Origin of the sequence: Streptomyces sp. NPDC051218, from assembly GCF_044455475.1 — a bacterium.
Lineage (GTDB): Bacteria > Actinomycetota > Actinomycetes > Streptomycetales > Streptomycetaceae > Streptomyces.
On the sequence record NZ_JBITEU010000003.1, the window covers coordinates 229,532 to 255,879 of the forward strand.

The 26,348-nt window shown below is 68.6% G+C and carries 29 protein-coding genes; 19 read left to right on the forward strand and 10 right to left on the reverse strand.

The genetic code is table 11. The features are described from left to right. The first annotated feature begins 39 nt into the window (after positions 1 to 39). From ACIBCK_RS12060 to ACIBCK_RS12140, 17 genes are all read left to right on the forward strand, one after another. Positions 40 to 603 carry a GNAT family N-acetyltransferase gene (locus tag ACIBCK_RS12060; RefSeq protein ID WP_399389273.1) on the forward strand — a complete coding sequence of 188 codons (564 nt, stop codon included), beginning with the start codon at positions 40 to 42 and terminating at the stop codon, positions 601 to 603. Positions 604 to 730: 127 nt separating this feature from the next. Further along, positions 731 to 814 (forward strand): putative leader peptide, encoded by an 84-nt coding sequence (locus ACIBCK_RS12065; RefSeq protein WP_323178717.1) that lies wholly within the window; start codon positions 731 to 733, stop codon positions 812 to 814. Positions 815 to 932: 118 nt separating this feature from the next. Next, a complete protein-coding gene (locus ACIBCK_RS12070) occupies positions 933 to 2,630 on the forward strand; it encodes a nitrite/sulfite reductase (RefSeq protein ID WP_399389275.1) in 1,698 nt (565 codons plus the stop codon). Then, the gene (locus ACIBCK_RS12075; RefSeq protein ID WP_160507861.1) at positions 2,627 to 2,806 is read left to right on the forward strand and encodes a hypothetical protein; all 180 of its coding nucleotides are present in this window, start codon (positions 2,627 to 2,629) and stop codon (positions 2,804 to 2,806) included. The genes ACIBCK_RS12070 and ACIBCK_RS12075 overlap by 4 nt, the downstream gene beginning before the upstream one ends. Then, the gene (locus tag ACIBCK_RS12080) at positions 2,803 to 3,516 is read left to right on the forward strand and encodes a phosphoadenylyl-sulfate reductase (RefSeq protein WP_399389277.1); all 714 of its coding nucleotides are present in this window, start codon (positions 2,803 to 2,805) and stop codon (positions 3,514 to 3,516) included. Before ACIBCK_RS12075 ends, ACIBCK_RS12080 begins: the two co-directional genes overlap by 4 nt. Then, positions 3,516 to 4,121, forward strand: coding sequence for an adenylyl-sulfate kinase (gene cysC / locus ACIBCK_RS12085; RefSeq protein ID WP_399389278.1), 606 nt, complete (start codon positions 3,516 to 3,518; stop codon positions 4,119 to 4,121). Before ACIBCK_RS12080 ends, cysC begins: the two co-directional genes overlap by 1 nt. Positions 4,122 to 4,212: 91 nt before the next feature. Further along, positions 4,213 to 5,151 (forward strand): sulfate adenylyltransferase subunit CysD, encoded by a 939-nt coding sequence (cysD, locus tag ACIBCK_RS12090; RefSeq protein ID WP_399389280.1) that lies wholly within the window; start codon positions 4,213 to 4,215, stop codon positions 5,149 to 5,151. A gap of 2 nt (positions 5,152 to 5,153) precedes the next feature. Further along, the gene (locus ACIBCK_RS12095) at positions 5,154 to 6,527 is read left to right on the forward strand and encodes a sulfate adenylyltransferase subunit 1 (RefSeq protein ID WP_399389282.1); all 1,374 of its coding nucleotides are present in this window, start codon (positions 5,154 to 5,156) and stop codon (positions 6,525 to 6,527) included. Between the two features lie 230 nt (positions 6,528 to 6,757). Beyond that, positions 6,758 to 7,882 (forward strand): ABC transporter substrate-binding protein, encoded by a 1,125-nt coding sequence (locus ACIBCK_RS12100; protein ID WP_399389284.1) that lies wholly within the window; start codon positions 6,758 to 6,760, stop codon positions 7,880 to 7,882. Between the two features lie 36 nt (positions 7,883 to 7,918). Continuing rightward, the gene (locus ACIBCK_RS12105; protein ID WP_399389286.1) at positions 7,919 to 8,719 is read left to right on the forward strand and encodes an ABC transporter ATP-binding protein; all 801 of its coding nucleotides are present in this window, start codon (positions 7,919 to 7,921) and stop codon (positions 8,717 to 8,719) included. Next, complete coding sequence (locus tag ACIBCK_RS12110; RefSeq protein ID WP_399389288.1) at positions 8,706 to 9,626, forward strand: ABC transporter permease; 921 nt, start codon at positions 8,706 to 8,708, stop codon at positions 9,624 to 9,626. Before ACIBCK_RS12105 ends, ACIBCK_RS12110 begins: the two co-directional genes overlap by 14 nt. Positions 9,627 to 9,635: 9 nt before the next feature. Continuing rightward, complete coding sequence (locus tag ACIBCK_RS12115; RefSeq protein ID WP_399389289.1) at positions 9,636 to 10,394, forward strand: sirohydrochlorin chelatase; 759 nt, start codon at positions 9,636 to 9,638, stop codon at positions 10,392 to 10,394. A gap of 107 nt (positions 10,395 to 10,501) precedes the next feature. Continuing rightward, the gene (locus ACIBCK_RS12120) at positions 10,502 to 10,969 is read left to right on the forward strand and encodes a hypothetical protein (protein ID WP_399389291.1); all 468 of its coding nucleotides are present in this window, start codon (positions 10,502 to 10,504) and stop codon (positions 10,967 to 10,969) included. Between the two features lie 241 nt (positions 10,970 to 11,210). Then, positions 11,211 to 12,182, forward strand: a complete 972-nt coding sequence (locus tag ACIBCK_RS12125; protein ID WP_399389293.1) for a hypothetical protein — start codon at positions 11,211 to 11,213, stop codon at positions 12,180 to 12,182. A gap of 59 nt (positions 12,183 to 12,241) precedes the next feature. Continuing rightward, complete coding sequence (locus tag ACIBCK_RS12130) at positions 12,242 to 13,099, forward strand: hypothetical protein (RefSeq protein ID WP_399389295.1); 858 nt, start codon at positions 12,242 to 12,244, stop codon at positions 13,097 to 13,099. A 46-nt stretch (positions 13,100 to 13,145) separates the two neighbouring features. After that, positions 13,146 to 13,655, forward strand: coding sequence for a GNAT family N-acetyltransferase (locus tag ACIBCK_RS12135; protein ID WP_399389297.1), 510 nt, complete (start codon positions 13,146 to 13,148; stop codon positions 13,653 to 13,655). A gap of 44 nt (positions 13,656 to 13,699) precedes the next feature. After that, positions 13,700 to 14,461 (forward strand): SDR family NAD(P)-dependent oxidoreductase, encoded by a 762-nt coding sequence (locus ACIBCK_RS12140; protein ID WP_399389299.1) that lies wholly within the window; start codon positions 13,700 to 13,702, stop codon positions 14,459 to 14,461. On the opposite strand, the gene ACIBCK_RS12145 is transcribed toward ACIBCK_RS12140, so the two are convergent. The 7 genes from ACIBCK_RS12145 to ACIBCK_RS12175 form a co-directional block, all read right to left on the reverse strand. Then, on the reverse strand, positions 14,455 to 15,480 hold the full coding sequence (locus ACIBCK_RS12145; RefSeq protein ID WP_399389300.1) for a ketopantoate reductase family protein: 1,026 nt from the start codon (positions 15,478 to 15,480) through the stop codon (positions 14,455 to 14,457). The two genes, ACIBCK_RS12140 and ACIBCK_RS12145, sit on opposite strands and share 7 nt — an antisense overlap. Positions 15,481 to 15,529: 49 nt before the next feature. Beyond that, positions 15,530 to 15,913 carry a DUF4440 domain-containing protein gene (locus ACIBCK_RS12150; RefSeq protein ID WP_399389302.1) on the reverse strand — a complete coding sequence of 128 codons (384 nt, stop codon included), beginning with the start codon at positions 15,911 to 15,913 and terminating at the stop codon, positions 15,530 to 15,532. Further along, the gene (locus tag ACIBCK_RS12155; protein WP_399389304.1) at positions 15,906 to 16,469 is read right to left on the reverse strand and encodes a DUF1697 domain-containing protein; all 564 of its coding nucleotides are present in this window, start codon (positions 16,467 to 16,469) and stop codon (positions 15,906 to 15,908) included. The genes ACIBCK_RS12150 and ACIBCK_RS12155 overlap by 8 nt, the downstream gene beginning before the upstream one ends. Positions 16,470 to 16,563: 94 nt before the next feature. After that, entirely contained in the window at positions 16,564 to 17,772 is a 1,209-nt protein-coding gene (locus ACIBCK_RS12160; RefSeq protein ID WP_399389306.1) for a S8 family serine peptidase, read from the reverse strand. Between the two features lie 327 nt (positions 17,773 to 18,099). Then, complete coding sequence (locus tag ACIBCK_RS12165; protein WP_399389308.1) at positions 18,100 to 19,068, reverse strand: CDP-alcohol phosphatidyltransferase family protein; 969 nt, start codon at positions 19,066 to 19,068, stop codon at positions 18,100 to 18,102. Positions 19,069 to 19,281: 213 nt separating this feature from the next. Beyond that, positions 19,282 to 20,502, reverse strand: a complete 1,221-nt coding sequence (mgt, locus tag ACIBCK_RS12170) for a macrolide-inactivating glycosyltransferase (protein WP_399389310.1) — start codon at positions 20,500 to 20,502, stop codon at positions 19,282 to 19,284. 82 nt (positions 20,503 to 20,584) lie between these two features. Next, positions 20,585 to 20,989 (reverse strand): MarR family winged helix-turn-helix transcriptional regulator, encoded by a 405-nt coding sequence (locus ACIBCK_RS12175; RefSeq protein WP_399389772.1) that lies wholly within the window; start codon positions 20,987 to 20,989, stop codon positions 20,585 to 20,587. A gap of 138 nt (positions 20,990 to 21,127) precedes the next feature. Here ACIBCK_RS12175 and ACIBCK_RS12180 point away from each other — a divergent pair, with 138 nt between their 5' ends. Beyond that, positions 21,128 to 22,222 (forward strand): hypothetical protein, encoded by a 1,095-nt coding sequence (locus ACIBCK_RS12180; RefSeq protein WP_399389312.1) that lies wholly within the window; start codon positions 21,128 to 21,130, stop codon positions 22,220 to 22,222. Positions 22,223 to 22,261: 39 nt separating this feature from the next. Here the strand turns inward: ACIBCK_RS12180 and ACIBCK_RS12185 are convergent, their stop codons facing one another. The 3 genes from ACIBCK_RS12185 to ACIBCK_RS12195 are packed head-to-tail and all read right to left on the reverse strand — an operon-like array spanning position 22,262 to position 25,313. Further along, positions 22,262 to 23,551 carry an ABC transporter substrate-binding protein gene (locus ACIBCK_RS12185; RefSeq protein ID WP_399389314.1) on the reverse strand — a complete coding sequence of 430 codons (1,290 nt, stop codon included), beginning with the start codon at positions 23,549 to 23,551 and terminating at the stop codon, positions 22,262 to 22,264. Continuing rightward, entirely contained in the window at positions 23,551 to 24,393 is an 843-nt protein-coding gene (locus ACIBCK_RS12190) for a carbohydrate ABC transporter permease (RefSeq protein ID WP_367045878.1), read from the reverse strand. The genes ACIBCK_RS12185 and ACIBCK_RS12190 overlap by 1 nt, the downstream gene beginning before the upstream one ends. Next, positions 24,390 to 25,313: a carbohydrate ABC transporter permease gene (locus ACIBCK_RS12195; protein WP_399389317.1), complete on the reverse strand. Its 924-nt coding sequence runs from the start codon at positions 25,311 to 25,313 to the stop codon at positions 24,390 to 24,392. The genes ACIBCK_RS12190 and ACIBCK_RS12195 overlap by 4 nt, the downstream gene beginning before the upstream one ends. 180 nt (positions 25,314 to 25,493) lie before the next feature. On the opposite strand from ACIBCK_RS12195, the gene ACIBCK_RS12200 reads away from it, so the two are divergent. Continuing rightward, entirely contained in the window at positions 25,494 to 26,348 is an 855-nt protein-coding gene (locus ACIBCK_RS12200) for a phosphotransferase enzyme family protein (protein WP_399389319.1), read from the forward strand.

The window sequence follows — 26,348 nt, forward strand, 5'->3', positions numbered from 1 at the left end:
CCTTGGCCGCCGTCCCGGCGCCGTGATTCTCTGACCTGCATGAGCCTCACTGTCACCACCTGGTCCCTGAAGCAGACCGCTCCCACGGATCTGCTTCCCGCCGCCGCCCCCGAGGGCGACGACGTGCGGATCGTCCGGGCCGAGATCCCTTCGCCCGAGTTCAGCCGCTTCCTCTACGCCTCCGTCGGCGGCGACATCCGCTGGACGGACCGCCTCTCCCTCTCCTACGCCCAGTGGCAGGAGGAGCTCGGCAAGCCGGGCGTGGAGACCTGGGTCGCGTACGAGAGGGGAACGCCCGCCGGCTATGTGGAACTGGCGGCGCGGGACGAGGGTGTCGTGGAGATCGTGTATTTCGGCCTCATCCCCGCCTTCCGGGGCCGACGGATCGGCGGACACCTGCTCGCGTACGGGGTGCGGCGGGCCTGGGACCTCGCCGAGCGGTGGTCCGAGCTCACCCCGACCAAGCGAGTGTGGCTGCACACCTGCTCCAAGGACGGCGAGCACGCCATGGACAATTACCTGCGGCGCGGCTTCAAGCTGTTCGACACGAAGGTCGAACAGGAGCCGGACGTTCCCACCCCTGGCCCCTGGCCCGGCGCGTAGCTCCGCGACCCCCTCAGGGGTGCCGGAAGAAGTGACCGAGACCACACCGTCTCGCATAGCGAGACCCAGCGGTCCACATTTTGGATAATGGTGGACTGGGCCGAAAGTCCCATGACACGCTTCCGTCATGGATCGCACTGGAATTGCCTTGGTGAGTCGGCGTCACGTCGATCTCTGCCGCATGTCCAGCGCCATGTGTCCGGCGAGCTGACAGCACCAGCGCCGCCGCCTCTCTCTTCCTGACCGACCTTTTGCGCACCGCCGCGCCTCCTGCGCGAAGTGTGCAGGTCAGAGCCGCCCTCAGCCCGCCCTTGAAGGACGTAATAGCCATGGCTGCCACCCCCGAAAAGCCCACGACTGCCGCGCCCAGGCGCAAGGTGAGCCGTCACCGTGGTGAGGGCCAGTGGGCCGTAGGCCACTTCACGCCGCTCAACGGCAACGAACAGTTCAAGAAGGACGACGACGGTCTCAATGTGCGGACACGCATTGAGACGATCTACTCGAAGCGCGGCTTCGACTCCATCGACCCGAACGACCTCCGCGGCCGTATGCGCTGGTGGGGGCTCTACACCCAGCGTCGCCAGGGCATCGACGGCGGCAAGACCGCCGTACTGGAGCCGGAGGAGCTGGACGACGAGTACTTCATGCTGCGGGTCCGGATCGACGGCGGGCGGCTGACCACCGAGCAGCTGCGCGTCATCGGCGAGATCTCGCAGGAGTTCGCGCGCGGCACCGCCGACCTCACCGACCGGCAGAACGTGCAGTACCACTGGATCCGCATCGAGGACGTCCCCGCGATCTGGGAGCGGCTCGAAGCCGTGGGGCTCTCCACCACCGAGGCCTGCGGTGACACGCCCCGCGTCATCCTCGGCTCGCCCGTCGCCGGTGTCGCCGAGAACGAGATCATCGACGGCTCCCCCGCCATCGACGAGATCCAGCGCCGCTTCATCGGCAACCCCGAATTCTCGAACCTGCCGCGCAAGTTCAAGACCGCCATCTCGGGCTCGCCGCAGCTCGACGTCGCGCACGAGATCAATGACGTCGCCTTCGTCGGCGTCAACCACCCCGAGCACGGGCCCGGCTTCGACCTCTGGGTCGGCGGCGGGCTCTCCACCAACCCCAAGCTGGGCGTGCGGCTCGGCACCTGGGTTCCGCTCGACGAGGTGCCGGAGGTGTGGACCGGCGTCATCGGCATCTTCCGCGACTACGGCTACCGGCGGCTTCGCAACCGTGCCCGCCTGAAGTTCCTCGTCGCCGACTGGGGACCCGAGAAGTTCCGGCAGATCCTTCAGGACGAGTACCTCGAGCGCGAGCTCCTCGACGGGCCCGCGCCCGAGCAGCCCGCGGGCACCTGGCGCGACCACCTCGGCGTGCACAAGCAGAAGGACGGCCGCTTCTACGTCGGCTTCGCACCCCGCGTCGGCCGTGTGGACGGCGCGACGCTCACGAAGATCGCCGATGTGGCCGCCGCGCACGGCTCCGGCCGGCTGCGTACCACCGCCGAGCAGAAGATGATCGTGCTCGATGTCGAGGAGGCTCAGGTCGAGTCCCTCGTCGCCGGGCTCGAAGCCCTTGACCTGCGGGTCACTCCCTCCCCCTTCCGGCGCGGCACCATGGCGTGCACCGGCATCGAGTTCTGCAAGTTGGCGATCGTCGAGACCAAGGCGCGTGGCGCCTCGCTCATCGACGAACTGGAGCGCCGCATCCCGGAGTTCGACCAGCCGATCACCATCAACATCAACGGCTGCCCGAACGCCTGCGCCCGCATCCAGGTCGCCGACATCGGCCTCAAGGGACAGCTGGTCCTGGACGGCGAGGGCAACCAGGTCGAGGGCTTCCAGGTGCACCTGGGCGGCGCGCTCGGCCTCGAGGCCGGGTTCGGCCGCAAGGTCCGTGGTCTGAAGGTCACTTCGGACGAGCTGCCCGACTACATCGAGCGGGTCATCAAGCGCTTCGAGAAGGAGCGCGCGGACGACGAGCGCTTCGCCACCTGGGTGGCCCGCGCCAGCGAGGAGGCGCTGTCATGAGCGAGCGCGCCGCACCCTTCTACTGCCCCTACTGCGGCGACGAGGACCTGCGTCCCAACGAGACCGGTCACGGCGCTTGGGAATGCGCCGCGTGCAATCGGGCCTTCCAGTTGAAGTTCCTCGGGCTGCTCGCCCAGGGAGTTCAGCGCAACAGCGGTGGAGGGGAAGAGATATGACGACTGCTCAGAAACAGGAGCAGCGCACCGACGAGGAGTTGAAGGCGCTCGCCGAGCAGGCCGGGCGCGACCTGGAGAACGCCTCCGCCCTGGAGATCCTCCAGTGGGCTTCTCAGACCTTCGGCGACCGCTTCTGCGTGACCTCCTCCATGGAGGACGCGGTGGTCGCCCACCTCGCCTCGCGCGCCCGCCCCGGAGTGGACGTCGTGTTCCTCGACACCGGCTACCACTTCCCCGAGACCATCGGCACCCGTGACGCCGTGGCCGCCGTGATGGACGTCAACGTCATCACGCTCACGCCGCGGCAGAGCGTCGCCGAGCAGGACGCCGAGTTCGGCGCGCGGCTGCACGACCGCAACCCCGACCTGTGCTGCGCCATGCGGAAGGTCAAGCCCCTTGAGGAAGGCCTGACTTCGTACTCCGCGTGGGCGACGGGCCTGCGCCGCGACGAGTCGCCGACGCGCGCGGGCACCCCGGTCGTCGGCTGGGACGAGAAGCGCCGCAAGGTCAAGGTCTCGCCGATCGCCCGCTGGACGCAGGACGACGTGGACGCCTACGTCACCGAGCACGGCGTCCTCACCAACCCTCTCCTCATGGACGGTTACGGCTCCGTGGGCTGCGCGCCGTGCACCCGCCGTCTCCTGGAGGGCGAGGACGCCCGCGCGGGACGCTGGTCGGGCAACGCCAAGACCGAGTGCGGGATCCACTGATGACAGAGCCTCAGACAGCGACTCGGCCTCAGCAGGACACCGGTCCCCGGAACGTATCGGAGAAGCACGTGACCACCGGAGCCACCATCTGGCTCACCGGCCTGCCCAGCGCGGGCAAGACCACCATCGCCTACGAACTCGCGGGCAAGCTGGGCGAGGACGGCCACCGGGTCGAGGTGCTCGACGGCGACGAGATCCGTGAGTTCCTCTCGTCGGGCCTCGGCTTCAGCCGCGAGGACCGGCACACGAACGTGCAGCGCATCGGCTTCGTCGCCGAACTGCTCGCCCGTAACGGCGTGAAGGTCCTGGTGCCGGTGATCGCGCCGTTCGCGGACAGCCGCGACGCGGTACGCAAGCGCCACCAGACGGGCGGCACGCCCTACCTGGAGGTCCACGTGGCCACGCCGGTGGAGGTCTGCTCCGTACGCGATGTGAAGGGTCTGTACGCCAAGCAGGCGGCCGGCGAGATCTCCGGGCTCACCGGGGTCGACGACCCCTACGAGGCACCCGAGTCACCCGATCTGCGCATCGAGTCCCAGGACCAGACCGTGCAGGAGTCCGCGGCGGCCGTGCGCGCGCTGCTCATCGAAAGGGGTGTCCTGTGAGCGACGCATGCGCGGCCGCCCAGCCGCAGACGACCGCGAAACCCGCACCTCTGCGCCGCGCAGGCGGAGAAGCGAACGAAAGGGGTGCAGCATGACCACGACCGTGGCCACAGTGACCGAGGAGACGGACAGCCCGTACGCGCTGTCCCACCTGGACGCCCTTGAGTCCGAGGCGGTGCACATCTTCCGCGAGGTGGCGGGTGAGTTCGAGCGGCCGGTGATCCTCTTCTCCGGCGGCAAGGACTCGATCGTCATGCTGCACCTGGCGCTGAAGGCGTTCGCCCCCGCGGCGATCCCCTTCTCGCTCCTTCACGTCGACACCGGGCACAACTTCCCCGAGGTCCTCGAATACCGCGACCGCGTCGTCGCCGAGCACGGCCTGCGGCTGCACGTCGCCTCCGTGCAGGACTACATCGACGCGGGCAAGCTGCGCGAACGCCCCGACGGCACCCGCAACCCGCTCCAGACCGTCCCGCTCACCGAGAAGATCCAGAGCGAGAAGTTCGACGCCGTCTTCGGCGGCGGACGCCGCGACGAGGAGAAGGCCCGCGCCAAGGAACGGGTCTTCTCGCTGCGGGACGAGTTCTCCCAGTGGGACCCGCGCCGCCAGCGCCCCGAGCTGTGGCAGCTCTACAACGGCCGCCACGCCCCCGGCGAGCACGTCCGCGTCTTCCCCCTGTCCAACTGGACCGAGCTCGACGTATGGCAGTACATCGCCCGCGAGGGCATCGAACTCCCCCAGATCTACTTCGCGCACGAGCGTGACGTGTTCCGGCGCTCGGGCATGTGGCTGACCGCCGGCGAGTGGGGCGGCCCCAAGGACGACGAAACGGTCGAGAAGCGCCTTGTCCGCTACCGCACCGTCGGCGACATGTCCTGCACCGGCGCCGTCGACTCCGACGCCACCACCCTGGACGCCGTCATCACCGAGATCGCCGCGTCCCGTCTTACCGAGCGTGGCGCCACCCGCGCCGACGACAAGATGTCCGAGGCCGCGATGGAAGACCGCAAGCGCGAGGGGTACTTCTAAACATGACCAGCACCACCGAACCCGACAAGGCGCAGCCGCTCTCCGCCGAGCAGCTTTCGGCCACCACCCTGCTGCGGTTCGCCACCGCGGGCTCCGTCGACGACGGCAAGTCCACCCTGGTGGGGCGGCTGCTGCACGACTCCAAGTCGGTCCTCACCGATCAGCTGGAGGCCGTGGAGCGCGTCTCGCTCGGCCGTGGCCAGGAGGCGCCCGACCTCGCGCTGCTCACCGACGGCCTGCGGGCCGAGCGCGAGCAGGGCATCACCATCGATGTCGCCTACCGCTACTTCGCGACCCCGCAGCGGCGGTTCATCCTCGCCGACACCCCGGGACACGTGCAGTACACCCGGAACATGGTCACCGGCGCCTCGACGGCCGACCTCGCCGTGGTCCTCGTCGATGCCCGTAACGGCGTCATCGAGCAGACCCGCAGGCACGCGGCCGTCGCCGCGCTCCTGCGCGTCCCGCACGTGGTGCTCGCCGTGAACAAGATGGACCTCGTCGACTTCGAGGAGACCGTCTTCGCGAAGATCGCCGAGGAATTCACCGCGTACGCCAGCGAGTTGGGCGTCCCGGAGATCACCGCGATCCCCATCTCCGCGCTCGCCGGCGACAACGTGGTGGAGCCGTCCTCCAACATGGACTGGTACGGCGGCCCCACCGTCCTCGAGCACCTGGAGACGGTGCCGGTCAGCCACGACCTGACCTCCTGCCACGCACGCCTGCCCGTCCAGTACGTGATCCGCCCGCAGACCGCGGAGCACCCCGACTACCGGGGCTACGCGGGACAGATCGCGGCGGGCACCTTCCGCGTCGGCGAGTCCGTGACCGTGCTTCCCTCGGGCAAGACGTCGAAGATCGCGGGCATCGACCTCCTCGGCACGCCGGTGGATGTCGCGTGGACGCCGCAGTCCGTGACGCTGCTCCTGGAGAGCGACATCGACATCGCGCGCGGCGACCTGATCGTGCCGAGCGGCGACCAGCCGGGGACCTCGCAGGACCTCACGGCGACGGTCTGCCACGTCGCGGACACCGCGCTGAGCGTGGGCCAGCGGGTGCTGCTCAAGCACACCACCCGCACGGTCAAGGCGATCGTCAAGGAGATCCCCTCGCGGCTCACCCTGGACGACCTCTCCCAGCACCCGGAGCCGGGGCAGCTGGTCGCCAACGACATCGGCCGCGTAGTGATCCGCACCGCCGAGCCGATCGCCGTCGACTCGTACGCAGCCTCGCGCCGCACCGGTTCGTTCCTCCTGATCGACCCGGCCGACGGCACGACGCTCGCGGCGGGCATGGCGGGCGACGCGTTCGCCGAAGCCGTCGAGACGGTCGAAGAGGCCAAGAAGGCGGCGGACGACGAGGGCTGGGACTTCTGACCATGGCCACGATCGACTATTTCTCGACCTTCGCGAAGGAGGGCGGCCGCGTCGGCAGCGGCGCCCTCGGCGCGGGGCAGGGCGGAGTCGGGCGATGTGCGTGATGACGTACGCGCACCGCTTGCGCGCCCACACCCCCCGCGAGTTCGACCTGCGAAGACGAAAACCTGCCGATCTCCCGGCCACACCCTGACGGTGTGACCGCCGGGCCAACGAGAGGACCACCTCCCGTGCCTGCCAGTTCCCGCACTTCCCGCACCACCGGCCGCCGCCGCGCCCTGGGCGCCGCCGCCGCCCTGCCGCTGCTCGCCGTGGTGATCACCTCCTGCGGCTACGGATCCGAAGCCAAGGACGACAAGGAAAAGGTGGCCGTCAAAGGTGCGCCCATCGGAGGCCTGAAGGAAGTCAGGCTCGGCTACTTCCCCAACCTGACGCACGGCACGGCGCTGGTGGGCCTGCAGGAGGGGCAGCTCCAGAAGGAACTGGGCGGCACGAAGATCAAGTCTCAGGACTTCAACGCGGGCCCGGACGAGATCGAGGCGCTCAACTCCGGTTCGATCGACATCGGCTGGATCGGCCCCTCCCCTTCGATCAACGGCTACGCCAAGTCCAAGGGGAAGAACCTGCGGATCATCTCCGGCTCAGCCTCCGGTGGAGTCTCTCTGGTCGTCAACCCGAAGAAGATCAAGAACCTTGACGATCTCAAGGGCAAGAAGATCGCTACTCCGCAGCTGGGCAACACCCAGGACGTCGCCCTGCTGAACTACCTGTCCGAGAAGGGGTTCAAGGTGGACGCCAGCTCGGGCAAGGGCGATGTCACCGTCACCCGCACGGACAACAAGGTGACGCCGATCGCCTTCAAGAACGGTGACATCGACGCCGCCTGGGTGCCCGAGCCGACCGCTTCCAAGCTGGTGGCCGACGGCGGGAAGGTCCTGCTCGACGAGAAGAACCTGTGGCCCGACAAGAAGTTCGTGATCACGAACATCATCGTGAAGCAGAGCTTCCTCAACGAGCACCCGAAGGTCGTCGACGCCGTTCTGCGCGGCACGGTGAAGACCAACAAGTGGATCAACGCCAATCCGGAAAAGGCAAAGGCCGCCGCCAACACCCAGTTGGAGGAGCTCGTCGGCAAGCCGCTGCCCGCCGAGGTCATCGACCCGGCATGGAAGTCCATCGACTTCACCGACGACCCGCTGGCCAGCACCCTCGAAACCGAGGCCGATCATGCGGTCAAGGCGGGCCTTCTCGACAAGCCGAATCTGAAGGGGATCTACGACCTCCGGCCCCTCAACAAGGTCCTCGAGGCCGAGGGACAGCCGAGCGTCGACGACGCCGGTCTCGGCCTCAAGTAGATCCGGCATCCCGTCAGTTCCCAGGAGGTGACCACCATGACCAGCACACTCACCAAGAGCACCACGGCCCCGGACGACGGCGGACCAGCCGAGTACGCCGCGCGTCTCGAGCATGTCTCCAAATCCTTCGCCGGGCCCGCGGGCTCGCAGCTCGTCCTCGACAACATCACGCTCGATGTCGCCCCGGGCGAGTTCGTCACCCTCCTGGGAGCTTCCGGGTGCGGCAAGTCCACCCTGCTCAGCCTGGCGGCGGGCTTGGATGCGCCGTCTGCCGGAGTCATCGACGTGCCCGGTGGACGGCCCGCCCTCATGTTCCAGGAGCACGCGCTCTTCCCTTGGCTGACCGCGGGCAAGAACATCGAACTCGCCCTGAAGATGCGCGGCCTGCCGAAAGCTGACCGTCGCGACGAGGCCGAGCGCCTGCTGGAGCTCGTACGGCTCAAGGGAGCGCACGGCAAGAGGGTGCACGAGCTGTCGGGCGGCATGCGACAGCGTGTGGCCATGGCGCGTGCCCTCGCCCAGGACAGTCAACTGCTGCTGATGGACGAGCCGTTCGCAGCCCTCGACGCCATCACCCGGGACGTGCTGCATGACGAGCTGACCCGCATCTGGCGGGAGACCGGCCTCTCGGTCCTCTTTGTCACCCACAACGTCCGTGAGGCGGTCCGCCTCGCTCAGCGAGTGGTGTTGCTGTCGTCCCGCCCCGGCCGTATCGCCCGCGAGTGGACGGTCGACATCCCGCACCCCCGCCGGATCGAGGACCTCGCGGTCGCCGATCTGTCCATCGACATCACCGAACAGCTGCGGGGGGAGATCCGCCGACATGGCCAGCACTGACGTCAAGCACAAGGAATCGGAGAGCGAGCCGGGAGCGCCGGGCACCGCGTCCGACCAACTGGCAGGCCTGGAGGCCGGTCTCGACGCCCTGGACACGCGCGCCACTCAGCGCACTCCCATCGGCAGGACGCTGCTCTCGAAGGCCGTGCCACCGCTCGTGGCGGTGACCATCGTCCTCGTGCTGTGGCAGCTCGCCTACCACTTCAAGGTCAAAGAGCACTATCTGCTGCCGAGCCCCGTGGACGTGGCGCGGGTGCTACGGGACAAGTGGCTGGACGGCACCCTTCTCGACTTCGTGTGGACCAGCCTTTCCCGGGGTGCCTTCGGCTTCCTCATCTCCCTGGCCATCGGCACACCACTCGGGCTGATCATCGCGCGGGTCAAGGTGGTGCGTGCCGCGATCGGGCCGATCATGTCCGGGCTGCAGTCCCTGCCGTCCGTGGCCTGGGTGCCCGCGGCGATCATCTGGTTCGGACTCACCGACGCCACCATCTACGCGGTGATCCTGCTCGGCGCTGTGCCGTCCATCGCCAACGGTCTGGTGGCCGGGGTCGATCAGATCCAGCCCCTGTATCTGCGGGCAGGCCGAGTAGTCGGGGCGCGAGGCTTCAATGCCGTGCGCCACATCCTGCTTCCGGCGGCTCTGCCCGGATACATCGCGGGCCTCAAGCAGGGCTGGGCCTTCTCCTGGCGCTCGCTTATGGCCGCCGAACTCATCGTCAAGTCAGGCGACTTGGGCGTAGGGCTCGGGCAACTCCTCGAACAGGGACGTGAACTTCAGGACATGGCCTGGGTCCTTGCCGCGATCCTGCTCATCCTCATCGTCGGCATCGCCGTCGAACTGCTGATCTTCAGTCCTCTGGAGCGCTGGGTCCTTCGCAACCGCGGCCTCCTCGTCAAGAACTGAGCACACGACATGCAGCGCTCCGCCCTCCTAGTCACCGCCCACGGCAGCCGCGATCCGCGGCACGCCGCGACCGTGCACGCCCTGGTGCGCCGGGTGCGGTCGCTGCGGCCGGAGCTGCGGGTGGAGGCCGGTTTCCTGGACTTCAACACGCCGTCCGTGCCACAGGCGCTGGCGAAGTTGGCCTCGGAGGGCGTACGTGACGTGGTCGCCCTTCCGCTCCTGCTTACCCGCGCTTTCCACGCGAAGGCCGACATCCCCGCCGTACTGCGCGAGACGGGCGCGCGGCTGCCATGGATGCGCATCCGGCAGGCCGAGGTGCTCGGCCCCTCGCCGCTGCTCCTCGACGCGCTGGAGCGCAGGCTGTACGAGGCCGGCCTCACACCCGCCGACAAATCCTCGACCGGGGTCGTACTGGCCTCGGCGGGATCCTCTGACCCGGAGGCGATCGCAGTGATCGCTGAAATCGCGCGGGAGTGGCGGCACACCGGTTGGTGCGCCGTGCGGCCTGCGTTCGCCTCCGCATCTCTGCCCCGTACCAGGGACGCCATCCGGGAGATGCGCGCAGCCGGCATCGGCCGTATCGCCGTGGCGCCGTACGTCATCGCGCCCGGAGTCCTGCCGGACCGGATCTCGGCCGATGCCGTGTCGGCGGATGCCGACTTCTGCGGAGCCCCGCTGAGCAACTGTCCTGAAATGGCCCGACTAATTCTCCAACGCCACGATTCGGCGATTTCCGTATCGAGCCGCATCCATTATTCGGCGGCATAGCCAGCTCAGATGCAGCTCAACTCCCTTGTCCTTCCCAGTTATCGCTGCGAAGATCATCTCGTTGAACAAACGAGAGGGGAAGCGTGCAAACGCGTAGCAAGACAGCGGTGGCAGCTCTGGCGGCCACCGGTGTGCTGGCATTGACCATGCCGGCGAATGCAGCCGACTCATCCGACACGTCCGCGTCTGGGGTCATCAAGACCAGCCCCGTCGCGGTCTGCACGGGTGGTTGGACACCGAGCAAGCAGGCCAAGGTAAAGGTCGTCTCGTACTATTACAAGTCCTCGCGGACCACGTACGACCACATGTCGTACAAGTTCAAGACGAGCAGCCAGGGCGGCGTCAGCAAGCGTAAGGACAACGACTTCCAGGCCTTCCTCTTCAGCGGGAACACGAAGAAGAAGGGCTGGGTCGAGTACAAGGAGGGCGAGAAGAATCTGAAGTCCTCCTGGAGGTACTACCACACGCCTGATGTGAAGACGAAGAAGGGCAAGACGCGCCTCGGGGTGGAGGCCTGGTTCTTCATGGACAAGTGGCCGACGCACTGCGAAGCGGCCCTGACGTTCAACTTCTGATCATCACCCGCCTGCGGTAGTGCGAGCGGTCCGGGGACAGCCACACGGGGACCCCGGACCGCTCGTCAGAATCGGAAAGAAGCCGATGAGTAAAGCCCCCCACCGCCGGTTGACCACCGGCACGGCAGCCGTCGTCTCCGTCGTCGCCCTTCTCTCCGGGTGCACGGACACCACCTCTCCCGGAGCTGCCCCTTCCGCCACCCCGGGTGAGGGGGCGTGGAAGGCCCAGAACATCACCCTTGTGGACGCCGACCGCGCCGGTTACATCACCTACGACAGCGACCGCGAGGAACTCGCGGGACACACCCGTGCGGGAGCAACGGTGTGGAAGGAGAAAAAGACCTTCCCGGTCGAGACGCACTGCACCGACACCTGCCCGAACGCGGTTTTCTCCACCACTCACGAGATGTCGCCCGGCGTCGCGGGCTCCCGAATCGTCTGGCGGACGGGCAAGGCGACACGCAAGGTCACTTCTCTGAAGGACCCCAACGTCAACGTGTATTGGAGCCCGGCCCCTGGACGGTGGGTGGGTTCCACCTCGAAGGGCATGGTCTCGAACCTCGAGGGAGCTTCGCGCCGGAAATCGTTCGCGAAGAATTCCGTCAATGCTCAAGGGCGTATCGCCGCGGACCGGTCCATGCTGACGGTTTCCAGTCGGCGAGAGGGAAGAGCCGAGAAGTGGAGCACCCTTGTCCTCGACTTGAAGCATCCCTCCGCAGAACCGAGGGAAGTCCCGGAAAAGCTCCCCGGCCCTGTCGGTTGCATTTCCACGGAGCGCCGCTCCGTCATCACCTTGGGAAAGAACCCCGGTGAATACCGGATGTCCGACGGCAGTTTGGTGCGCCGGATACCGGGATTCGTCAGTGACTGCTCGACCCAGGACGATGACGTCGTCGTAGGTTCCTATTCCCTCGGCGCCGGCGGAACCATTCAGCGCGTCCGTCTTCTGGGGCTGACGTCAAAAGATGGATCACCGGTCAGATCCGGCCGGGGTGAGGCACAGCTCGGAGTGTTCGAGAACTGCGGTATCCACGTTTCCGCCGGCCGTGTTCACACGTTCAAGGGAAACAGCCGAAGCCTCGCCACCAAGGTCCGGGCAGTCGATACCCTGACCCTTCCCGACGGCACGCTCTACGCCGCGACCCCCACGGGAAAGGCCGACGTTTTCCGCGTCGAGAACGGCCCTGATTCCTGCCTGGTCGAACCGGCCTGAGAGCTTGGGCACGTTACTCCCCTGGCGCGGGTTCCCGTGCTGGCCTAGTTTGTGGGTTCATGACGCTCTCCAGATCCCGGACGCTCTGGCTGCGGACCGAGCCCCTGCACGCAGTGATCTACTTCGAGGAGCGCTGCCGCGACCTGGGCAGGGCGCTCGGCCTCAAGGGCTTCTGGATGGGCTATTTCGCGGCCCGCACGGCTCCCATGGGCCCGGTCGAGTCGGGCGCCGCGACGGCCGCGCTCGGGGTCTTCGCCCCGGGCATGGTGGAGCGTGCCCTTCCGTCCGCCTGGCAGTACGCGTCGCCCGGCCGGATCGTGGAGGAGCGCGCGGCCTGCACGGCGCGGGCCCTGCGCGTGCTGGTCCCGGACATCGACGACCAGGCCGCCGCCCTGTGTCCGCCGCTCGCGGCGATGGTCGAGGACGCGCCCGCGCTGGCCCGCCCGCTCTTCGCGGCGAACCGCGACGTGAGCGAGCGGTCCGACCCGGTGCAGCGGCTGTGGCAACTGGCCACGTGCGTGCGCGAGTTCAGGGGCGACGCGCATGTCGCCGTGCTGGCCGACCACGGCCTCGACGCCTGTGAGTCGCTGGTGCTCGCCGCCGCCACGGGCCGCGTGGACCAGGACACCATCCGCCACGACAGGGGGTGGGACGAGCAGGAGTGGGCGCAAGCGGTGGACCGGTTGCGCGGGCGCGGCCTGGTGGACGGGGAGGGCCACATCACCGAACACGGCCGCACCGAGCGTGAATTGATCGAGGACGCCACGGACCGGCTTTCGGCGCGTCTGCTGCGCCCGCTGGCCGCGCGGGACGCGGACACGCTGCTCGCCGCGCTGGAACGGCCGGTGCGGGAGATCCTGACGGCCGGCGTCGTCCCCTTCCCCAACCCGATCGGACTGCCGCGGCCCACGGATTAGTCAATCCGGTTGCCGAACTACCCCTTGTGCCCCTACCGTCACGCCGATGACCCCCGTACTCCGTTCCGAGCGTCTGATTCTGTCCCCCTATGTCGCCGCCGACGAGGAACAGTTCGTCTCGCTCCTCCAGGACGAGGCCGTGGGCCGCTGGTTCGGGGACGGGATGCAGAGCGTGGAGCAGACCCACGCGCTGTTCCGCCGGATCTTCGGCCTCGTGTACGCCGAGAACCAGTTCCCGGTCTGGGCGGTGCGGCACGAGGGGCGCTACATCGGCCACGCGGAGATCAAGCCGTCCCCCGAGAAGTGGCTCGACGGTCACGAGATCGTCTACGGTCTCTTCCGCGGCAGCTGGGGCGTGGGGCTCGGCACGGAGCTGGCCCGTCTGCTCACCACGTACGGCCATCAGACGCTGGCCCTGACCGAGGTGCACGCGACGGTGGACGCGGAGAACACGGCCTCCCTGACCGTCCTCAAGCGCCTCGGCTACACGCAGGGCAAGGCGGTTGCTGAGGACAACGGCCGCACCACGCTCCTGATGACCTCGGTCCTCGGCTGAGGACAGGTTCAAATGGAGCGGTGACGAGTGAACGGGAGCGGAGCATGTCCATGGACGGCCGATGTGCGGTGGTGTCCGGAGCGGGCAGCGGGCTGGGTCGCGCCATCGCACGGCGTCTGGCGGCGGACGGGGCTCAGGTCGTGGTGGCCGGGGACAAGGAGGGGCCGCTCGCGGAGACCGTGCGGCTGATCGCGGACGAGGGCGGGGAGGCGTTCGCGGTGCGCTGCGACGTCACCCGCGAGGAAGACGTCGTCGCTCTGGTGCGCCGGGCCGTGGAACGGTTCGGGCGGCTCGACGCGCTGGTGAACAACGCGGGGGTGGAGTTCGCCAAGCGGGTGGAGGACACCACGGTCGGCGAGTGGGACTGGCTGATGGACGTCAACCTCAAGGGCGTCTTCCTCTGCGTCAAGCATGCCGTGCCCGCGATGCGCGACGCCGGCGGTGGCGTGATCGTGAACGTCGCCTCCGAGCTCGCGCTGGTCGGTTCGGAGGCGGTCGCGGCCTACTCGGCGTCCAAGGCAGGTGTGCTGCAACTGACCCGGGCGGTGGCCGTCGACCATGCCGCCGACGGCATCCGGGTCAACACCCTGAGCCCCGGCGTGATCCTCACCGACCTGCTGCAGACGGCCCTCGACTCGACGGGCGACCCCGACAAGCGGCGCAGGCAGTTCGAGGAACGAACCTTGCTGGGAAGGCTCGGCACCCCGGAGGAGGCCGCGGAGGCGGCCCTGTTCCTGGCATCGGACCGCTCCTCGTACATGACCGGCGCGAACCTCGTCCTCGATGGAGGCTGGACCGCTCACTGAACGCCGCCGGCCCGCTCCTCCGCCGCCGTCACGAGCCCCAGCAGATCTCGCACCGGCATCGAACCCGCCTCGCGTCGCTCCCGTGCGAAGGTGTTCGCCGCGTTCTGCAAAGTGTCGTTCACCGGTGTCGGTACGCCGTGCAGTCGGCCGAGCAGGGCGATCTCGCCGTTGAGGTAGTCCGCCTCGATGGTGCCCGTGCCCCGGGTCAGGCTCTGCCAGGAGGAGCCGCCGCCGCGTACCGAGCCGTCCAGGGGCTCCAGGCGGATGCGGTCGCCACGGGTCTCCTTCTGTTCCTCTTCGCTCACCGCCTCGATGCCGGCGGCTTCGAGCACCGCCTCGCCCTCCGCGCGGGCCAGCCGATAGAGCGCGACGGCCTCGTTGTCGGAGAGCGCGCCGCTGACCGCCTCGATGGAGTTGGCCAGGTTGGCGAGCAGCTTCCCGTACTTCCAGCGCATCACGTCCGCCACGACGGGCGCGAGCAGCTTCGACTTCTCCAGGTCGGCGGAGACGAGACGGGCGGTGTCGTCCGTGCCCTTCGGGTAGCGGCCGATGTGCAGGATGCCCGTGTACGGGGCGCCGGCCGCGGAGACCATGCCGGGCTCGACATGGGTCGCGGGCAGCCAGACGCACATCCCGTACACCCGCCGGAAGCGGCGCAGCGCGATGCGCTCGCTCTCGACGCCGTTCTGCGCGCAGACCAGCGGCAGAACCTCGCCCGCCGTCCCGCCGCCCGCCACCGGACGACCGCTCCAGGCGTCGACGGCGGCCTCGCAGTCCTGCGTCTTCACGGCGAGGAACAGCACATCGTCAGCCCTCAACTCGCCCAGTTCCGCCGGGCCTTGGACGGCCGGGAGGCGGTGCGTCAGGGTCCCTTCGGGCGTCCTGACCCGAAGGCCGCTCTCCCGCACCGCCTCGTAGTGCGCGCCCCGCGCGACGAGGACCACGTCATGTCCGCTCTCGGCCAGACGCCCGCCCACGGTGCCGCCGATCGCCCCTGCTCCGATGATGATGTAGCGCATGAGGCCGAGCCTCGCACATCACCCCGGGAAGATCCGGCTTCCGGCGGCCTCAGGCCTCGGACGGTCCGTCCGCGCTGAACGGCGTTCCCTGGTGGAACCAGAGCAGCCACTCGCCCTCGTAAAGACGCCACAGCGAACTGCGGTGTGACGTACGGCCGTTGCTGTCGGTGTCGAAGGTGAGGTGGACGATGTCCTCGGCGAGCTGGACGCCCCGCATCCGGGAGGTCATGATCGGGCGGCCCTCCCGGTCCGTGCTCTCGGTCAGGGCCTTGATGATGGACGCGCGGTCCCAGTGGGTGCCCGAGGTGCCGAACTCGGTGAACTCCGGGTGCAGCAGCTGCCCGAGCAGCTCGGGGGACGCACGCACCTCGGGGGCGAGCAGGCGCAGTTCGGCCTCGATGGCCGCCTCGACGGCGGGCGTGCGGTCAGCCACGGTCCAACTCCTGTGTCAGTTCCACCAGCTTGGTGACGGTGTTCCAGTTGCGGGACGTGGCGATGACGCCCCGGAACAGGACGGGCCGCGACAGGGCCTCGCCGAGCTTCGAGCGGCCGAGGCCGTCCGGTGCGTAGAGGTAGAGCGCACGGTCGCCGAGCCGGAACTCCTCGGGGAGGAAGGCCGCCGCGTCGATCGCGTCGAACCGGGACACGTCGACCGGCTCGGAGAGGTACGTGACGTGCAACTGCTTGCCTTCGAGCGAGGCCGCGGGGAAGGGGCAGGCGTCGGCGACCGCCTTCAAGTAGGCGCCGTCGCGCACCAGGACGTCCACGGTGAACCCGAAGTGCCGCTCGATGGCCTCGCCGATCCGCGCGGCCAGCGTGTTCTCGTCGCCGGCCTCGCAGGTGAAGACCGCGTTGCCGCTCTGCAGATGGGTGCGTACGTCGCCGAGCCCGAGCCCGTCGAGCAGCGTGCGCAGTTGAGCCATCGGCACTTTCCTGCTGCCGCCCACGTTGATGCCGCGGAGCAGAGCCGCGTATGCCTTGACCGTCATCCGCACACCATAAGGCGGCCGCCGCGCCCCGTGGGGGTGGGCGCGACGGCCGCCGGTCCCGTGGGTGTCGCTCGTGGGAGCGACGAGAGGGTGCTTACTCGACGACCTTGAGCAGCTTGTTGGGCGTGCCCTCGCTCGGGTTCGAGATCTTGTCCGCCGTGGCGCCGTCGGTCAGCGCCTTGGCGACGGCGTCCGGCTTGGCGTCCGGGTGGGCCGCGACGTAGAGGGCGGCGGCGCCCACGACGTGCGGGGTGGCCATCGACGTGCCGGAGATGGTGTTGGTGGCGTTGTCGTCCGTGTTCCAGGCGGACGTGATGTCCGAGCCCGGGGCGTAGATGTCCACCACGGAGCCGAAGTTGGAGAAGTCCGACTGCTCGTCGTCCTTGGTGGAGGAGGCGACCGTGATGGCCTCCTTCACGCGGGAGGGCGAACCCTGGCCGGCGTCCGAGGACTCGTTGCCGGCCGCGACGGCGAAGGTGACGCCGGAGGCGATCGCCTTCTGGACCGCCGCGTCGAGCGCTTCGTCGGCGCCGCCGCCCAGGCTCATGTTGGCGACCGACGGGCCCTGGTGGTTCTTGGTGACCCAGTCGATGCCCGCGACGACCTGCTCGGTGGTCCCGGAGCCCTGGTCGTCGAGGACGCGGACCGCGACGATCTTCGCCTTCTTGGCGACGCCGTGCGCCTCACCGGCGATGGTGCCGGCGACGTGCGTGCCGTGGCCGTTGCCGTCGTCCGCGTTGTCGTCGTTGTCGATGGCGTCGAAGCCGGACGTGGCGCGACCACCGAAGTCCTTGTGGCTGACGCGCACACCGGTGTCGATGACGTACGCGGTGGCGCCCTCACCGGCGGCGTCCGGGTACGTGTACTTCTTGTCGCCCGCGGTGTCCGCCTGGTCGACGCGGTCGAGGCCCCACGACGGCGGGTCGTCCTGCGTGGCGTCGATGGTGAACTTCTTCGACTGGACGACCTTGCCGACGGCCGGGTCGGCCGCCAGGCGCTTGGCCTCGGTCTCACTGAGACTCTTCGCCGAGAAGCCGTTGATCGCGGAGGAGTAGTTCCGCTTCAGCTCGCCGCCGTACTCCTCGGCCAGGTCGGACTTGGCACCCTTGTCGGCCTTCTCGTCGAGCATGACGATGTAGCTGCCGGAGACGGCGCCCTTGGCGTCGGCTCCGTACACCTTGCCCTCGGCGGGGGTCGCCGCGCCGGCGAACGAGGTGGCGAAGACGGTGACGCCGACTGCGGTGGCCGTGGCGGCTATCGCCGAGACGAGCTTCACCGAGCGTGCACGCTTGTGAGTTGCCATGAAGAGGGGTCTCCTCGTGGTGATGTGGGGGGATGTGGGGGGTTTCAAAACTTCACTGCAACGACCCTTGAGATCCGGAAGATCTCCGGGCGTTGGGACGAAACCATGTCTGATTGACGCGCGCAGATCAATACCTACATACACCTGTGACTTGTTCAACAAGGTTCTGTAATAACAAAACGGGCCCCCGGCGCCAGATCGGACACCGCGCGGGCGAATCCTTCAAGTCCTCATAGATGTAAGGGGCTTGTGACGTACGTCGAGCGCCGGACGGGCTGGAGGTACCCAGCCTGTCCGGCGCTCGATGACGAACTCGGTGATACGCGCCTACGCCGCGGCGATCAGCTTGCGCTCCTCGAAGGAGTCGATCGTCCGCGTGAAGTCCCGCGTCGAGAGCAGCAGCTTGTAGATGATCGCCAGCTCGAAGACGAGGAGCAGGGCGCCGGAGACGATCGTCGCCGGGAGCACCACGTCGAACAGCGGGCCGATCATGAAGACGCCCATCTGGAACTCGATGCCGCTCACCAGGTGCGTACGGATGCGGTGCCGCAGCAGGAAGGAACGTGCCCGGAGGTAGGCGGGGAACTTGCCCCTGAACTCCTGGTGCAGGTCGATGACCTGGCGCTTGGGCCCGGACGCGGGAGCCTCCGGAGCCTCGGGGACCCCCTGCTCCGCCCGCGTCTTCTGGAGGTCCTGCTCGATGTCGGCCTCGGGGTTCTCCCGGAGCAGGTCCTCCATGAAGGCCAGCTCGGCCTCGTTCTCCGCCCGGCGGGCCGCCCGCATGCGGACCTTGATCTGCTTGCGCATGGTGTGCCGGATCTTGAAGATCTCGAGCCCGTTGATGTAGCGCAGCGTGTCGAGGGCGACCACGGCGACCGCGGCCCAGATGTAGAAGGCATCCCCGGTGCGGTGGAACTGGCCGCCCATCAGGGCCACCGCACACGCCATGACGCGGATGCGGTCGAAGACGAAGTCGAGCCACGCGCCGAAGACCGAACCGGTGCCGGTCAGGCGGGCGACCTTGCCGTCCATGCAGTCGAGGATGAAGCTGAAGTGGTAGACGACGGCGCCGGCGACGAGCCACTGCCAGTCACCGAGCGCGAAGAACCCCGCAGAGACGAGCCCCAGCAAGAACGCGCCCCAGGTGATCTGGTTGGGCGTGATTCTCGTCCGCATCGCCGTCCACCGCACGAGCGGCGTGGCGACCGGATCGACCAGCATCACGGTCCACCACGCGTCGCGCTTCTTCTGGGTGATGCGGCGCACCTCTGCGAGGGGCGGTATGTCTCGTCTCATGGGGGTCAACTTCCTGGCGTTCGCGGAGCGTTCACCTCACGCTAGGAAGGTGTTGGTTCAAGGAACAAGAACCTGACCGTGCAACCTTTGGCCGGGGGTAACGGTCAACCTTTCAGGACGAGTCAATACCCATGCCAGAACCACCATGCGTTACCTGAGCGTTACCGAACGACAGGTACGTAACAGAAACGCCCGTGACGCAACGGAAACGCCTCACGGAGTGTCACACCCGGCCGACTTCGCGAGCTCCTCCTCGATCAGATCCGCCGCCATCTTCGTGCCGCCCTCCCCCGCCATCCCGGCCCGCACCTCCGCGAGGCGGCGTGCCACCTGCGGGTCGTCGACCAGGGCGAGCACCGCGTCCCGCAGCGTCTGCGCGGTGGCCTCCTCCATCGGCAGGTGCCGGGCGACCCCGAGCCCCTGGAGCATGTCCGCGTTACCGAACTGGTCGACGGCCTGCGGGACCGCGACCATCGGCGTCCCGGTGGCGAGCCCCTCCTGGCTGCCGCCGGCGCCGGCGTGCGTGATGAAGGCGTCGGCCTGCTTGAGCACCGCGAGTTGCGGCACCCACGGGTGGACCTCCACGTTCGCCGGGACATCCCCCAGTTCCCCCGCATCGACGTGCTTGCCGACCTGGAGCACCACATGCCAGCCGGGCAGCTCCCCGAACGCCTCGATGCAGGCGCGGTAGAAGCCGGGCTGCTTGGTGAAGGACGAGCCGAGCGAGACGAGCAGCACCTTCTCCGCGCCCGGGGGACGCTGCCAGTCGCCCTGCGCCGAGCGGTCGCCCTGACAGGCGCCGACGAATGTGTGCACGCTCTCGTCGACCCGGTCCGCGTTCGGCTGGAGCGCCTTGGGGATCAGGACGAGCGAGCGCGGCGGGCGGCCGACGAACGGATCGCAGTGCTGCGTGATGCCGTTCTGCTGCAGCCAGGCGTGGAAGCGCGCGTAGTAGGCCTTCCCGCGTTCGGTCTCCTTCAGCTCGGCGTACATCGGCTCGGCGACCTCCTCCTCGTACCCGTCCCAGGCGACCAGGTTCGGCGAGAGCGAGATCTCGGGCACGCCCCAGCGGCGGGCGAGGACGCGTGCGGGGTAGGAGGTGATGTCGTGCAGGACGAGGTCCGGCTCATCGCCTGCGTACGCCGCCGCCAGCTGCGGCAGCGTCTCGATCGCCTCGGTGAGGAACGGCTCGATGTTGTCGATCAGCTCGGTCCCCCAGGCCTCGGGATCGTCGTCGGGACCCGGCAGCGTCGTCTCGTAGAGAACGGGCTCGGCGCCGGTCGCGGCGACCTTCTCGGCGAAGAGGTGCGGGATCGCGTACGTGACGCGGTGGCCGCGGGCGACGAGCTCGCGGATCACTTCGAGGCTCGGGTTGACGTGCCCGTGCGCGGCGATCGAGAACATGGCGATATGGGCACGCTGGAGTGAGGTCATGCGCCAACCTTAAGCGAGACGATACGTCTCGTGCAACCTCTTCGATGCGACCCCCTCCTGGCTCTTTCGATGCGGCCCTCCCCTACTCGAAAGACAGGTCACCGCGCGACGCGGCGTCGTTGTAGCGCAGCAAGTACTCGGCGAACTTCTCCAGGTCCGGCTCGCCCCACTCCGCGAGGCGCTCACGGAACGCGATCCGGCGCGCGTCCGTGACCTGCGCGAGCACCTCGATCCCCCGGTCGGTGAGATGCAGCACGTGCACCCGGTGGTCGGTCGAATCGAGCCGCCGCTCCACGAGACCGGCCTTCTCCAAGGCGCCCACCTGCCTGCTGATCGTCGACTTGTCCAGCGTGTAGTGGGCCGCGAGGTCCGTGGCCCGGCATCCGCCCTGGTATTCGAGATGACTCAGGAGCGTGTACGAGACCAGCGACAGCTCGGGGTGCATGCGTGCGGCGGTGGCGCGGGCCCGCCGGGCGAACGCCGTCATCTCCCGCTGAATGATCTCGATGGACCCGTCCCTGTCGGACCCGTCACCGTCGGCCACGATTTCTCCCTCTTCGCGAATGGTTGTACAGTACAACACCGAGAATGAGTGTATAAGCCAACCATTTCGAGAGGTCTCCCGATGACCGCCACCTCGGCGCCCGCCCACAAGGCATCAGCCGGCCCGGCAACCGCCTCCGGACCACTCCGCCACGTCCTGCTCCACCTGGTGACGCCCCTGCTGATGTGCCTCGGCATGGGCCTCGCCTACATGGGCGCGTTCGTCACTCCGGAGCCGCACGACCTGCCGATCGCCGTCGTCGGATCGGGCGAGCAGACGCAGGCCCTCGCGCAGACCGTCAAGGACAAGGCGGGCGACGCCCTGGACGTGCGGACCGTCGGCTCCCGCGCGCAGGCGGTCGACGAGCTCAAGTCGATGGACATCTCGGGTGCCTACATCCCCGATGCCAGGACCCCGGAGGTGATGGTGGCCACCGCGGGCTCCGACATGAGCGCCATGGCGGTGGAGAAGGTCTTCACGCCGGTCGCCGCCGGGCACGGTGTCCCGCTGAAGGTCACCGACGTCGCGGCGACCGTCGACGACGACCCCACGGGGCAGGGCCTGTTCTTCCTGCTCGTCGCGGTGAGCATCGGCTCGTACGCGTCGGTGGCGGCGCTCGGCGCCGCGGGGGCCGGGATGCGGATGCGGGCACGGGCGGGGCTCGCGGTCGGTGTCTCGTTCGCCGTGAGCCTGATCGGCGCGGCGCTCGCCGGGCCCGTCTTCCACCTGGTGCACCAGGGCCTGTGGGGCGTGTGGGCCATGGCGTGGCTGTACTCGGCCGGCATCCTCTTCATCGGCGTCGGGCTGCACACGTTCCTGAAGCGCTGGACGACGCTGACGATGATGATCCTCTTCGTGATGCTCAACTTCACGTCCTCCGGCGGCCTGTTCAGGCCCGAGCTGCAGAACGGCTTCTTCGGCTCGCTGCACGCCTTCTGGAACGGCGCCGGATTCGTCGAGGGCATCCGCAGCCACCTCTACTTCGGTGGCCACGCACTGGGCGGGCACGTCTGGACGCTGGCGGTCTGGCTGCTCGCCGGGCTGGTGATCACCGCCGTCGCGGCGCTCTGGGAGCGGGGCCGGCGCCACGAATCCTCCGCGGAGTACGCGAAGTCCGCGAAGTCCGCTGAGGCCGCGGAGTCCGAGGAGGAGATGGAGGAGTCGGTGGCGGTCTGAGTGTCGCCCGCGCCCCCGAAGGGGCGCGGGGAACCGCGCCTACCGCTGATACCGCGCGAGGACCAGATTCCCGTCCTCGACCAGCCGGTGTCTCAGCTCGTCCAGGTCAATGGCTCCGCTGTAGTACTCCTGCAGGACCGGGGTCGCCACCTTGTCCTTCCACTCCGCGTAGCCGCGCACCGACTGCGCGGGGGCCGAGCGGAGATCCTTCGCCAGGGCCGTGCCCACCGCCCAGTCGTTCTTCTCGGTGCGCAGGGCCGGGTCCTTCAAGGCCTCCGTACCCGTGGGGAGCATCCAGTCGCCCTGCGCGAGGCGCACCATGTTCTCGGGCTGAAGGAGGAAGTCGATGAACTCGACCGCCTCCTTCTTGTGTTCGGTGTCCTCGGAGACCGAAAGCGTCTGCGGACTGACGCCCTGCGCGAGCCCCTCCGCTCCCGCCGGGGCGGGAAGCACCTGCCAGTCGAAGCCCTTGGGTGCCTGCTGGACGATCTGCTGGCGGTAGGAGAAGCCGAGCGGGACCATCGCGTACTTGCCGCCGAAGAATCCCGGCAGCGTGTCCGAGCCGCCCATGCCCAGGGTGGTGCTGGATGCGCTCTTGTCGGTGTTGACCTGGTCGTGGACCGTACGGGGCATGATCTCGTCGGCCTTGTCGAAGCGGATGTCGACCTTGGCGTCCTCGCCGCGGTGGAACATCCGGCCGCCGGTGGAGAGCGAGAGGTTGAGCGTCGCGGACACCGGCTCCTTGAGCGGCCAGGCCACGCCGTACTTGCCCTTGCCATCGCTCAGTTCCTTGGTGACCGAGCGGAACTCGTCCCAGGACCAGGGCTTCTCGGGGGTCGGGATGCGTACGCCCGACTCCTTCAGCCACTTCGCGTTGGCGATCAGGACGCGGGGCTCCTGGAGGAACGGCACGCCGTAGACACCGTCACCGAACGTCGTCGTCTGCCAACTGCGCTCGGGAATGTCGGACTTGAGCCGGTCGGGGAGCAGTTCGCCGAGGTCCGCGAGATACCCGCCGTACGCGAAGTCGGCGAGGTCGTCCGACGCGTCATGGATGATGTCCGGCGCCTCGCCGCCCTCGAAGGAGGTGAGGAGCTGGTCGTGGGCACTGTCCCAACTGCCCTGGACGTACTCGACCTTGACGTCCGGGTGGCTCGCGTTCCACTCCTCGACCAGTTCCTTGTTGGCGTCGACCGACTCCTTCTGCCAGGCCAGCGACTGGAAGCGGAGGGTGACCCTGCCGTCGTCGGAGCTGTTGGAGTCACCGCTGCATCCGGCGAGCAGCAGCACGAGGGCCGCGGTCACCGCGGTGGTGAGGCGTGCGCGCATCAGCTCTTCACCGCCCCGGTGAGCATGCCGCCCGTGATCCGCTTCTGGATGATCGCGAAGATGACGAGCGAGGGGAGCGTGGCGAGGAACGCGGCAGCGGCGAGCGGGCCGAGGTCGGCAGCACCCTCCGCGCCGATGAAGTGCGTGAGGACGACCGGCAACGTCTGTTTCTCCGGGGTCTTGAGCAGGACGAGCGCGAAGAAGAATTCGTTCCACGCGGTGATGAAGGCGAAGAGGATCGTGGCCACGATGCCGGGCGCGAGCAGCGGCGCGGTGATCGAGACGAGCGTACGCAGCTTGCCCGCGCCGTCGACGGCCGCGGCCTCCTCCAACTCCGTGGGTACGGCGCGCACATAGCCCACCAGCATCCACAGCGCGAAGGGCAGCGCCCACACCACGTAGACCATGATCAGACCCGGCAGCGAGTTGATCTGGCCGAGGTTCTTCAGGACGAGGAAGAGCGGGATGATCACCAGGACGAAGGGGAACGCCTGGCTGACCACGACCCAGCCGGTGGCCGCCCGCGCGAGAAACGTGCGGTGGCGCGCCATGACGTACGCCATGGGTGTCGCGATGGCGACCGCGATGAGTGCCGCGCAGACGGCCGCGATCAGGGAGTTGCCCGCGGCACGCAGGAGCGGCTGCTCGTCGAACGCCTGCCGGAAGTTGGCGAGGGTCGGGTCCTTGGGAATCCAGGTGGGGTGCAGGCTGGCCAGCTCGCGCGGCGGCTTGAAGGCCGTGGAGATCAGCCAGAGGAAGGGGAAGGCCAAGAAGACGAGGTAGCCGAGGAGCGCGAGGTACTGCCCGGCGCGCGCGGGTTTGCTGGTGCGTGTGGTGCTCACTTCTCGTCGCCTCCCTTCAGTCGGCCCACGAGGTAGAAGGCGAGGATCACCGAGATCACCGCGACCATCACGCAGCCCATCGCCGCGGCATAGCCGAACTGGCCGTAGCGGAAAGCCTCTTCGTAGGCGAAGAGCATGGGGAGGCGGGTGCGGCCGCCGGGGCCGCCGTTCGTCAGGACGTAGACGAGGGCGAAGGAGTTGAAGTTCCAGATGAAGTTGAGCGCCGTGATGGCGAGGGCGACCGGCTTCAGCGCCGGCCAGGTGACCGTGCGGAAGCGGCGCCAGGCTCCGGCGCCGTCCATCTCGGCCGCCTCGTGCAGTTCGCGCGGGGTGTTCTGGAGGCCTGCGAGCAGCGCGACGGTGGTCTGCGGCATGCCTGCCCAGATGCCCACGACGATCACGGCGGGCAGTGCGGTGCCGAGGCCCGTGAGCCAGTCGCGGCCGTCCCCGAGGCCGAGGCTGCTCAGGGTCTCGTTCAGGACACCCGCGTCGGGGTTGTAGACCAGGCGCCACATGATGCCGACGACCACTTCGGGCATCGCCCAGGGGATGATCGCGAGCGAGCGCGCCAGCCAGCGGAAGCGCAGATTCTGGTTGAGCAGCAGGGCCAGGCCGAGGGCCAGGAGGAACTGCGGCACGGTCACACCGACCGCCCACAGCAGGCCGATGCGGAACGAGTCCCAGAACAGGGTGTCGTGCCACAGGTCCTGGAAGTTGAGGAGGCCGATCCACTCGGTGGGTTCGGTGCGGCCCGACTGGGAGTCGGTGAACGCGAGCGTGATGCCGTAGAGAAGAGGGCCCACGCTCAGGATCAGGATCGGGATCAGCGCGGGCAGGACCAGGAACCAGGCGCCGTGGTCCGCACCTCTGCGGGCGGACGCGCCTCTCGCTGACCGCTTCTGCGCGGTCGCCAATGTCACGGAATCGGCTCCTTTGGGCGGCTCATCGAGGTTTGGCCGCCCAGGCGGCCCCCGTCATCGTGCTGATGGGATCTTGATACGTCAAGCAGCTACGCAGGCCTCACAGCCGCTTGGCCAGTGCGAATGGGAGACTGTGCCGGCGAACGCAGCGAACGGAACGAAGGGTGCGGGAGGCAACGGATGGACGAGGCGCGGGCACGGGACGTACTGGACGCCGCGGGTCTCGGTCGGGACGCGGCGCTGCTCGCGCTCGGCGAGAACGCGGTGTTCGGCTCCGGCGGGTCGGTGGTCAAGGTCGGGCGTGCGGCGCCCGAGCTCCTCGACCGTGCACGGCGGGAGTTGCGGGTCGCGCGCTGGCTCGAGGAGTCGGGGGTGCCCGCGGTGCGGGCCGCCGAGGACGAACCCCGCCTGGTGGACGGGCATCCGGTGACGGTGTGGCACCGGCTGCCGGAGGCCGTGCGGCCCGCTGAGCCGCGCGACCTCGCCGCACTGCTGCGGCGCGTGCACGCGCTGCCCGCCCCCGGGTTCGAGCTGCCACGGCGCGAGCTCCTCGGCGGGGTCGAGCGGTGGCTGCGGCTCGCGGGCGACGCGGTCGACGTCGAGGACGCGGACTACCTGCGCGAGCGCAGGGACGGGTTCGAGGCGGCGGCGTCGGCGCTCTCGCCGCGGCTCGCGCCCGGGGCCATTCACGGTGACGCCCTGCCGCGGAACGTCCTGGTGGGCGCGGACGGGCCGGTTCTCGTGGACCTCGAGACGTTCTCCTCCGATCTGCGCGAGCACGATCTGGTCGTCATGGCGCTTTCCCGGGACCGCTACGGGTTGCCGACCGACGCGTACGACGGGTTCGTCGATGAGTACGGGTGGGATGTGCGGGAGTGGGAGGGGTGCGCGGTGCTCCGCGGCGCCCGGGAGACGGCCAGCTGCGCATGGGTCGCACAGCATGCCCCCACCAATCCGAAGGCCCTGGCCGAGTTCCGCCGCCGGGTGGCGTCGCTGCGGGACGGGGATGCGACCGTGCGGTGGTATCCGTTCTGA

Coding starts and splice junctions, on each gene's coding strand:
- ACIBCK_RS12065 (WP_323178717.1), top strand. CDS start 731: ATGGATCGCACTGGAATTGCCTTGGTGAGTCGGCGTCACGTCGATCTC.
- ACIBCK_RS12200 (WP_399389319.1), top strand. CDS start 25,494: ATGGACGAGGCGCGGGCACGGGACGTACTGGACGCCGCGGGTCTCGGT.
- ACIBCK_RS12105 (WP_399389286.1), top strand. CDS start 7,919: ATGACCAGCACACTCACCAAGAGCACCACGGCCCCGGACGACGGCGGA.
- cysC (WP_399389278.1), top strand. CDS start 3,516: ATGACAGAGCCTCAGACAGCGACTCGGCCTCAGCAGGACACCGGTCCC.
- ACIBCK_RS12080 (WP_399389277.1), top strand. CDS start 2,803: ATGACGACTGCTCAGAAACAGGAGCAGCGCACCGACGAGGAGTTGAAG.
- ACIBCK_RS12075 (WP_160507861.1), top strand. CDS start 2,627: ATGAGCGAGCGCGCCGCACCCTTCTACTGCCCCTACTGCGGCGACGAG.
- ACIBCK_RS12135 (WP_399389297.1), top strand. CDS start 13,146: ATGACCCCCGTACTCCGTTCCGAGCGTCTGATTCTGTCCCCCTATGTC.
- ACIBCK_RS12175 (WP_399389772.1), bottom strand. CDS start 20,989: ATGACGGCGTTCGCCCGGCGGGCCCGCGCCACCGCCGCACGCATGCAC.
- ACIBCK_RS12070 (WP_399389275.1), top strand. CDS start 933: ATGGCTGCCACCCCCGAAAAGCCCACGACTGCCGCGCCCAGGCGCAAG.
- ACIBCK_RS12095 (WP_399389282.1), top strand. CDS start 5,154: ATGACCAGCACCACCGAACCCGACAAGGCGCAGCCGCTCTCCGCCGAG.
- ACIBCK_RS12115 (WP_399389289.1), top strand. CDS start 9,636: ATGCAGCGCTCCGCCCTCCTAGTCACCGCCCACGGCAGCCGCGATCCG.
- ACIBCK_RS12145 (WP_399389300.1), bottom strand. CDS start 15,480: ATGCGCTACATCATCATCGGAGCAGGGGCGATCGGCGGCACCGTGGGC.
- ACIBCK_RS12160 (WP_399389306.1), bottom strand. CDS start 17,772: ATGGCAACTCACAAGCGTGCACGCTCGGTGAAGCTCGTCTCGGCGATA.
- ACIBCK_RS12140 (WP_399389299.1), top strand. CDS start 13,700: ATGTCCATGGACGGCCGATGTGCGGTGGTGTCCGGAGCGGGCAGCGGG.
- ACIBCK_RS12130 (WP_399389295.1), top strand. CDS start 12,242: ATGACGCTCTCCAGATCCCGGACGCTCTGGCTGCGGACCGAGCCCCTG.
- ACIBCK_RS12185 (WP_399389314.1), bottom strand. CDS start 23,551: ATGCGCGCACGCCTCACCACCGCGGTGACCGCGGCCCTCGTGCTGCTG.
- mgt (WP_399389310.1), bottom strand. CDS start 20,502: ATGACCTCACTCCAGCGTGCCCATATCGCCATGTTCTCGATCGCCGCG.
- ACIBCK_RS12060 (WP_399389273.1), top strand. CDS start 40: ATGAGCCTCACTGTCACCACCTGGTCCCTGAAGCAGACCGCTCCCACG.
- ACIBCK_RS12110 (WP_399389288.1), top strand. CDS start 8,706: ATGGCCAGCACTGACGTCAAGCACAAGGAATCGGAGAGCGAGCCGGGA.
- ACIBCK_RS12180 (WP_399389312.1), top strand. CDS start 21,128: ATGACCGCCACCTCGGCGCCCGCCCACAAGGCATCAGCCGGCCCGGCA.
- cysD (WP_399389280.1), top strand. CDS start 4,213: ATGACCACGACCGTGGCCACAGTGACCGAGGAGACGGACAGCCCGTAC.
- ACIBCK_RS12165 (WP_399389308.1), bottom strand. CDS start 19,068: ATGAGACGAGACATACCGCCCCTCGCAGAGGTGCGCCGCATCACCCAG.
- ACIBCK_RS12155 (WP_399389304.1), bottom strand. CDS start 16,469: ATGACGGTCAAGGCATACGCGGCTCTGCTCCGCGGCATCAACGTGGGC.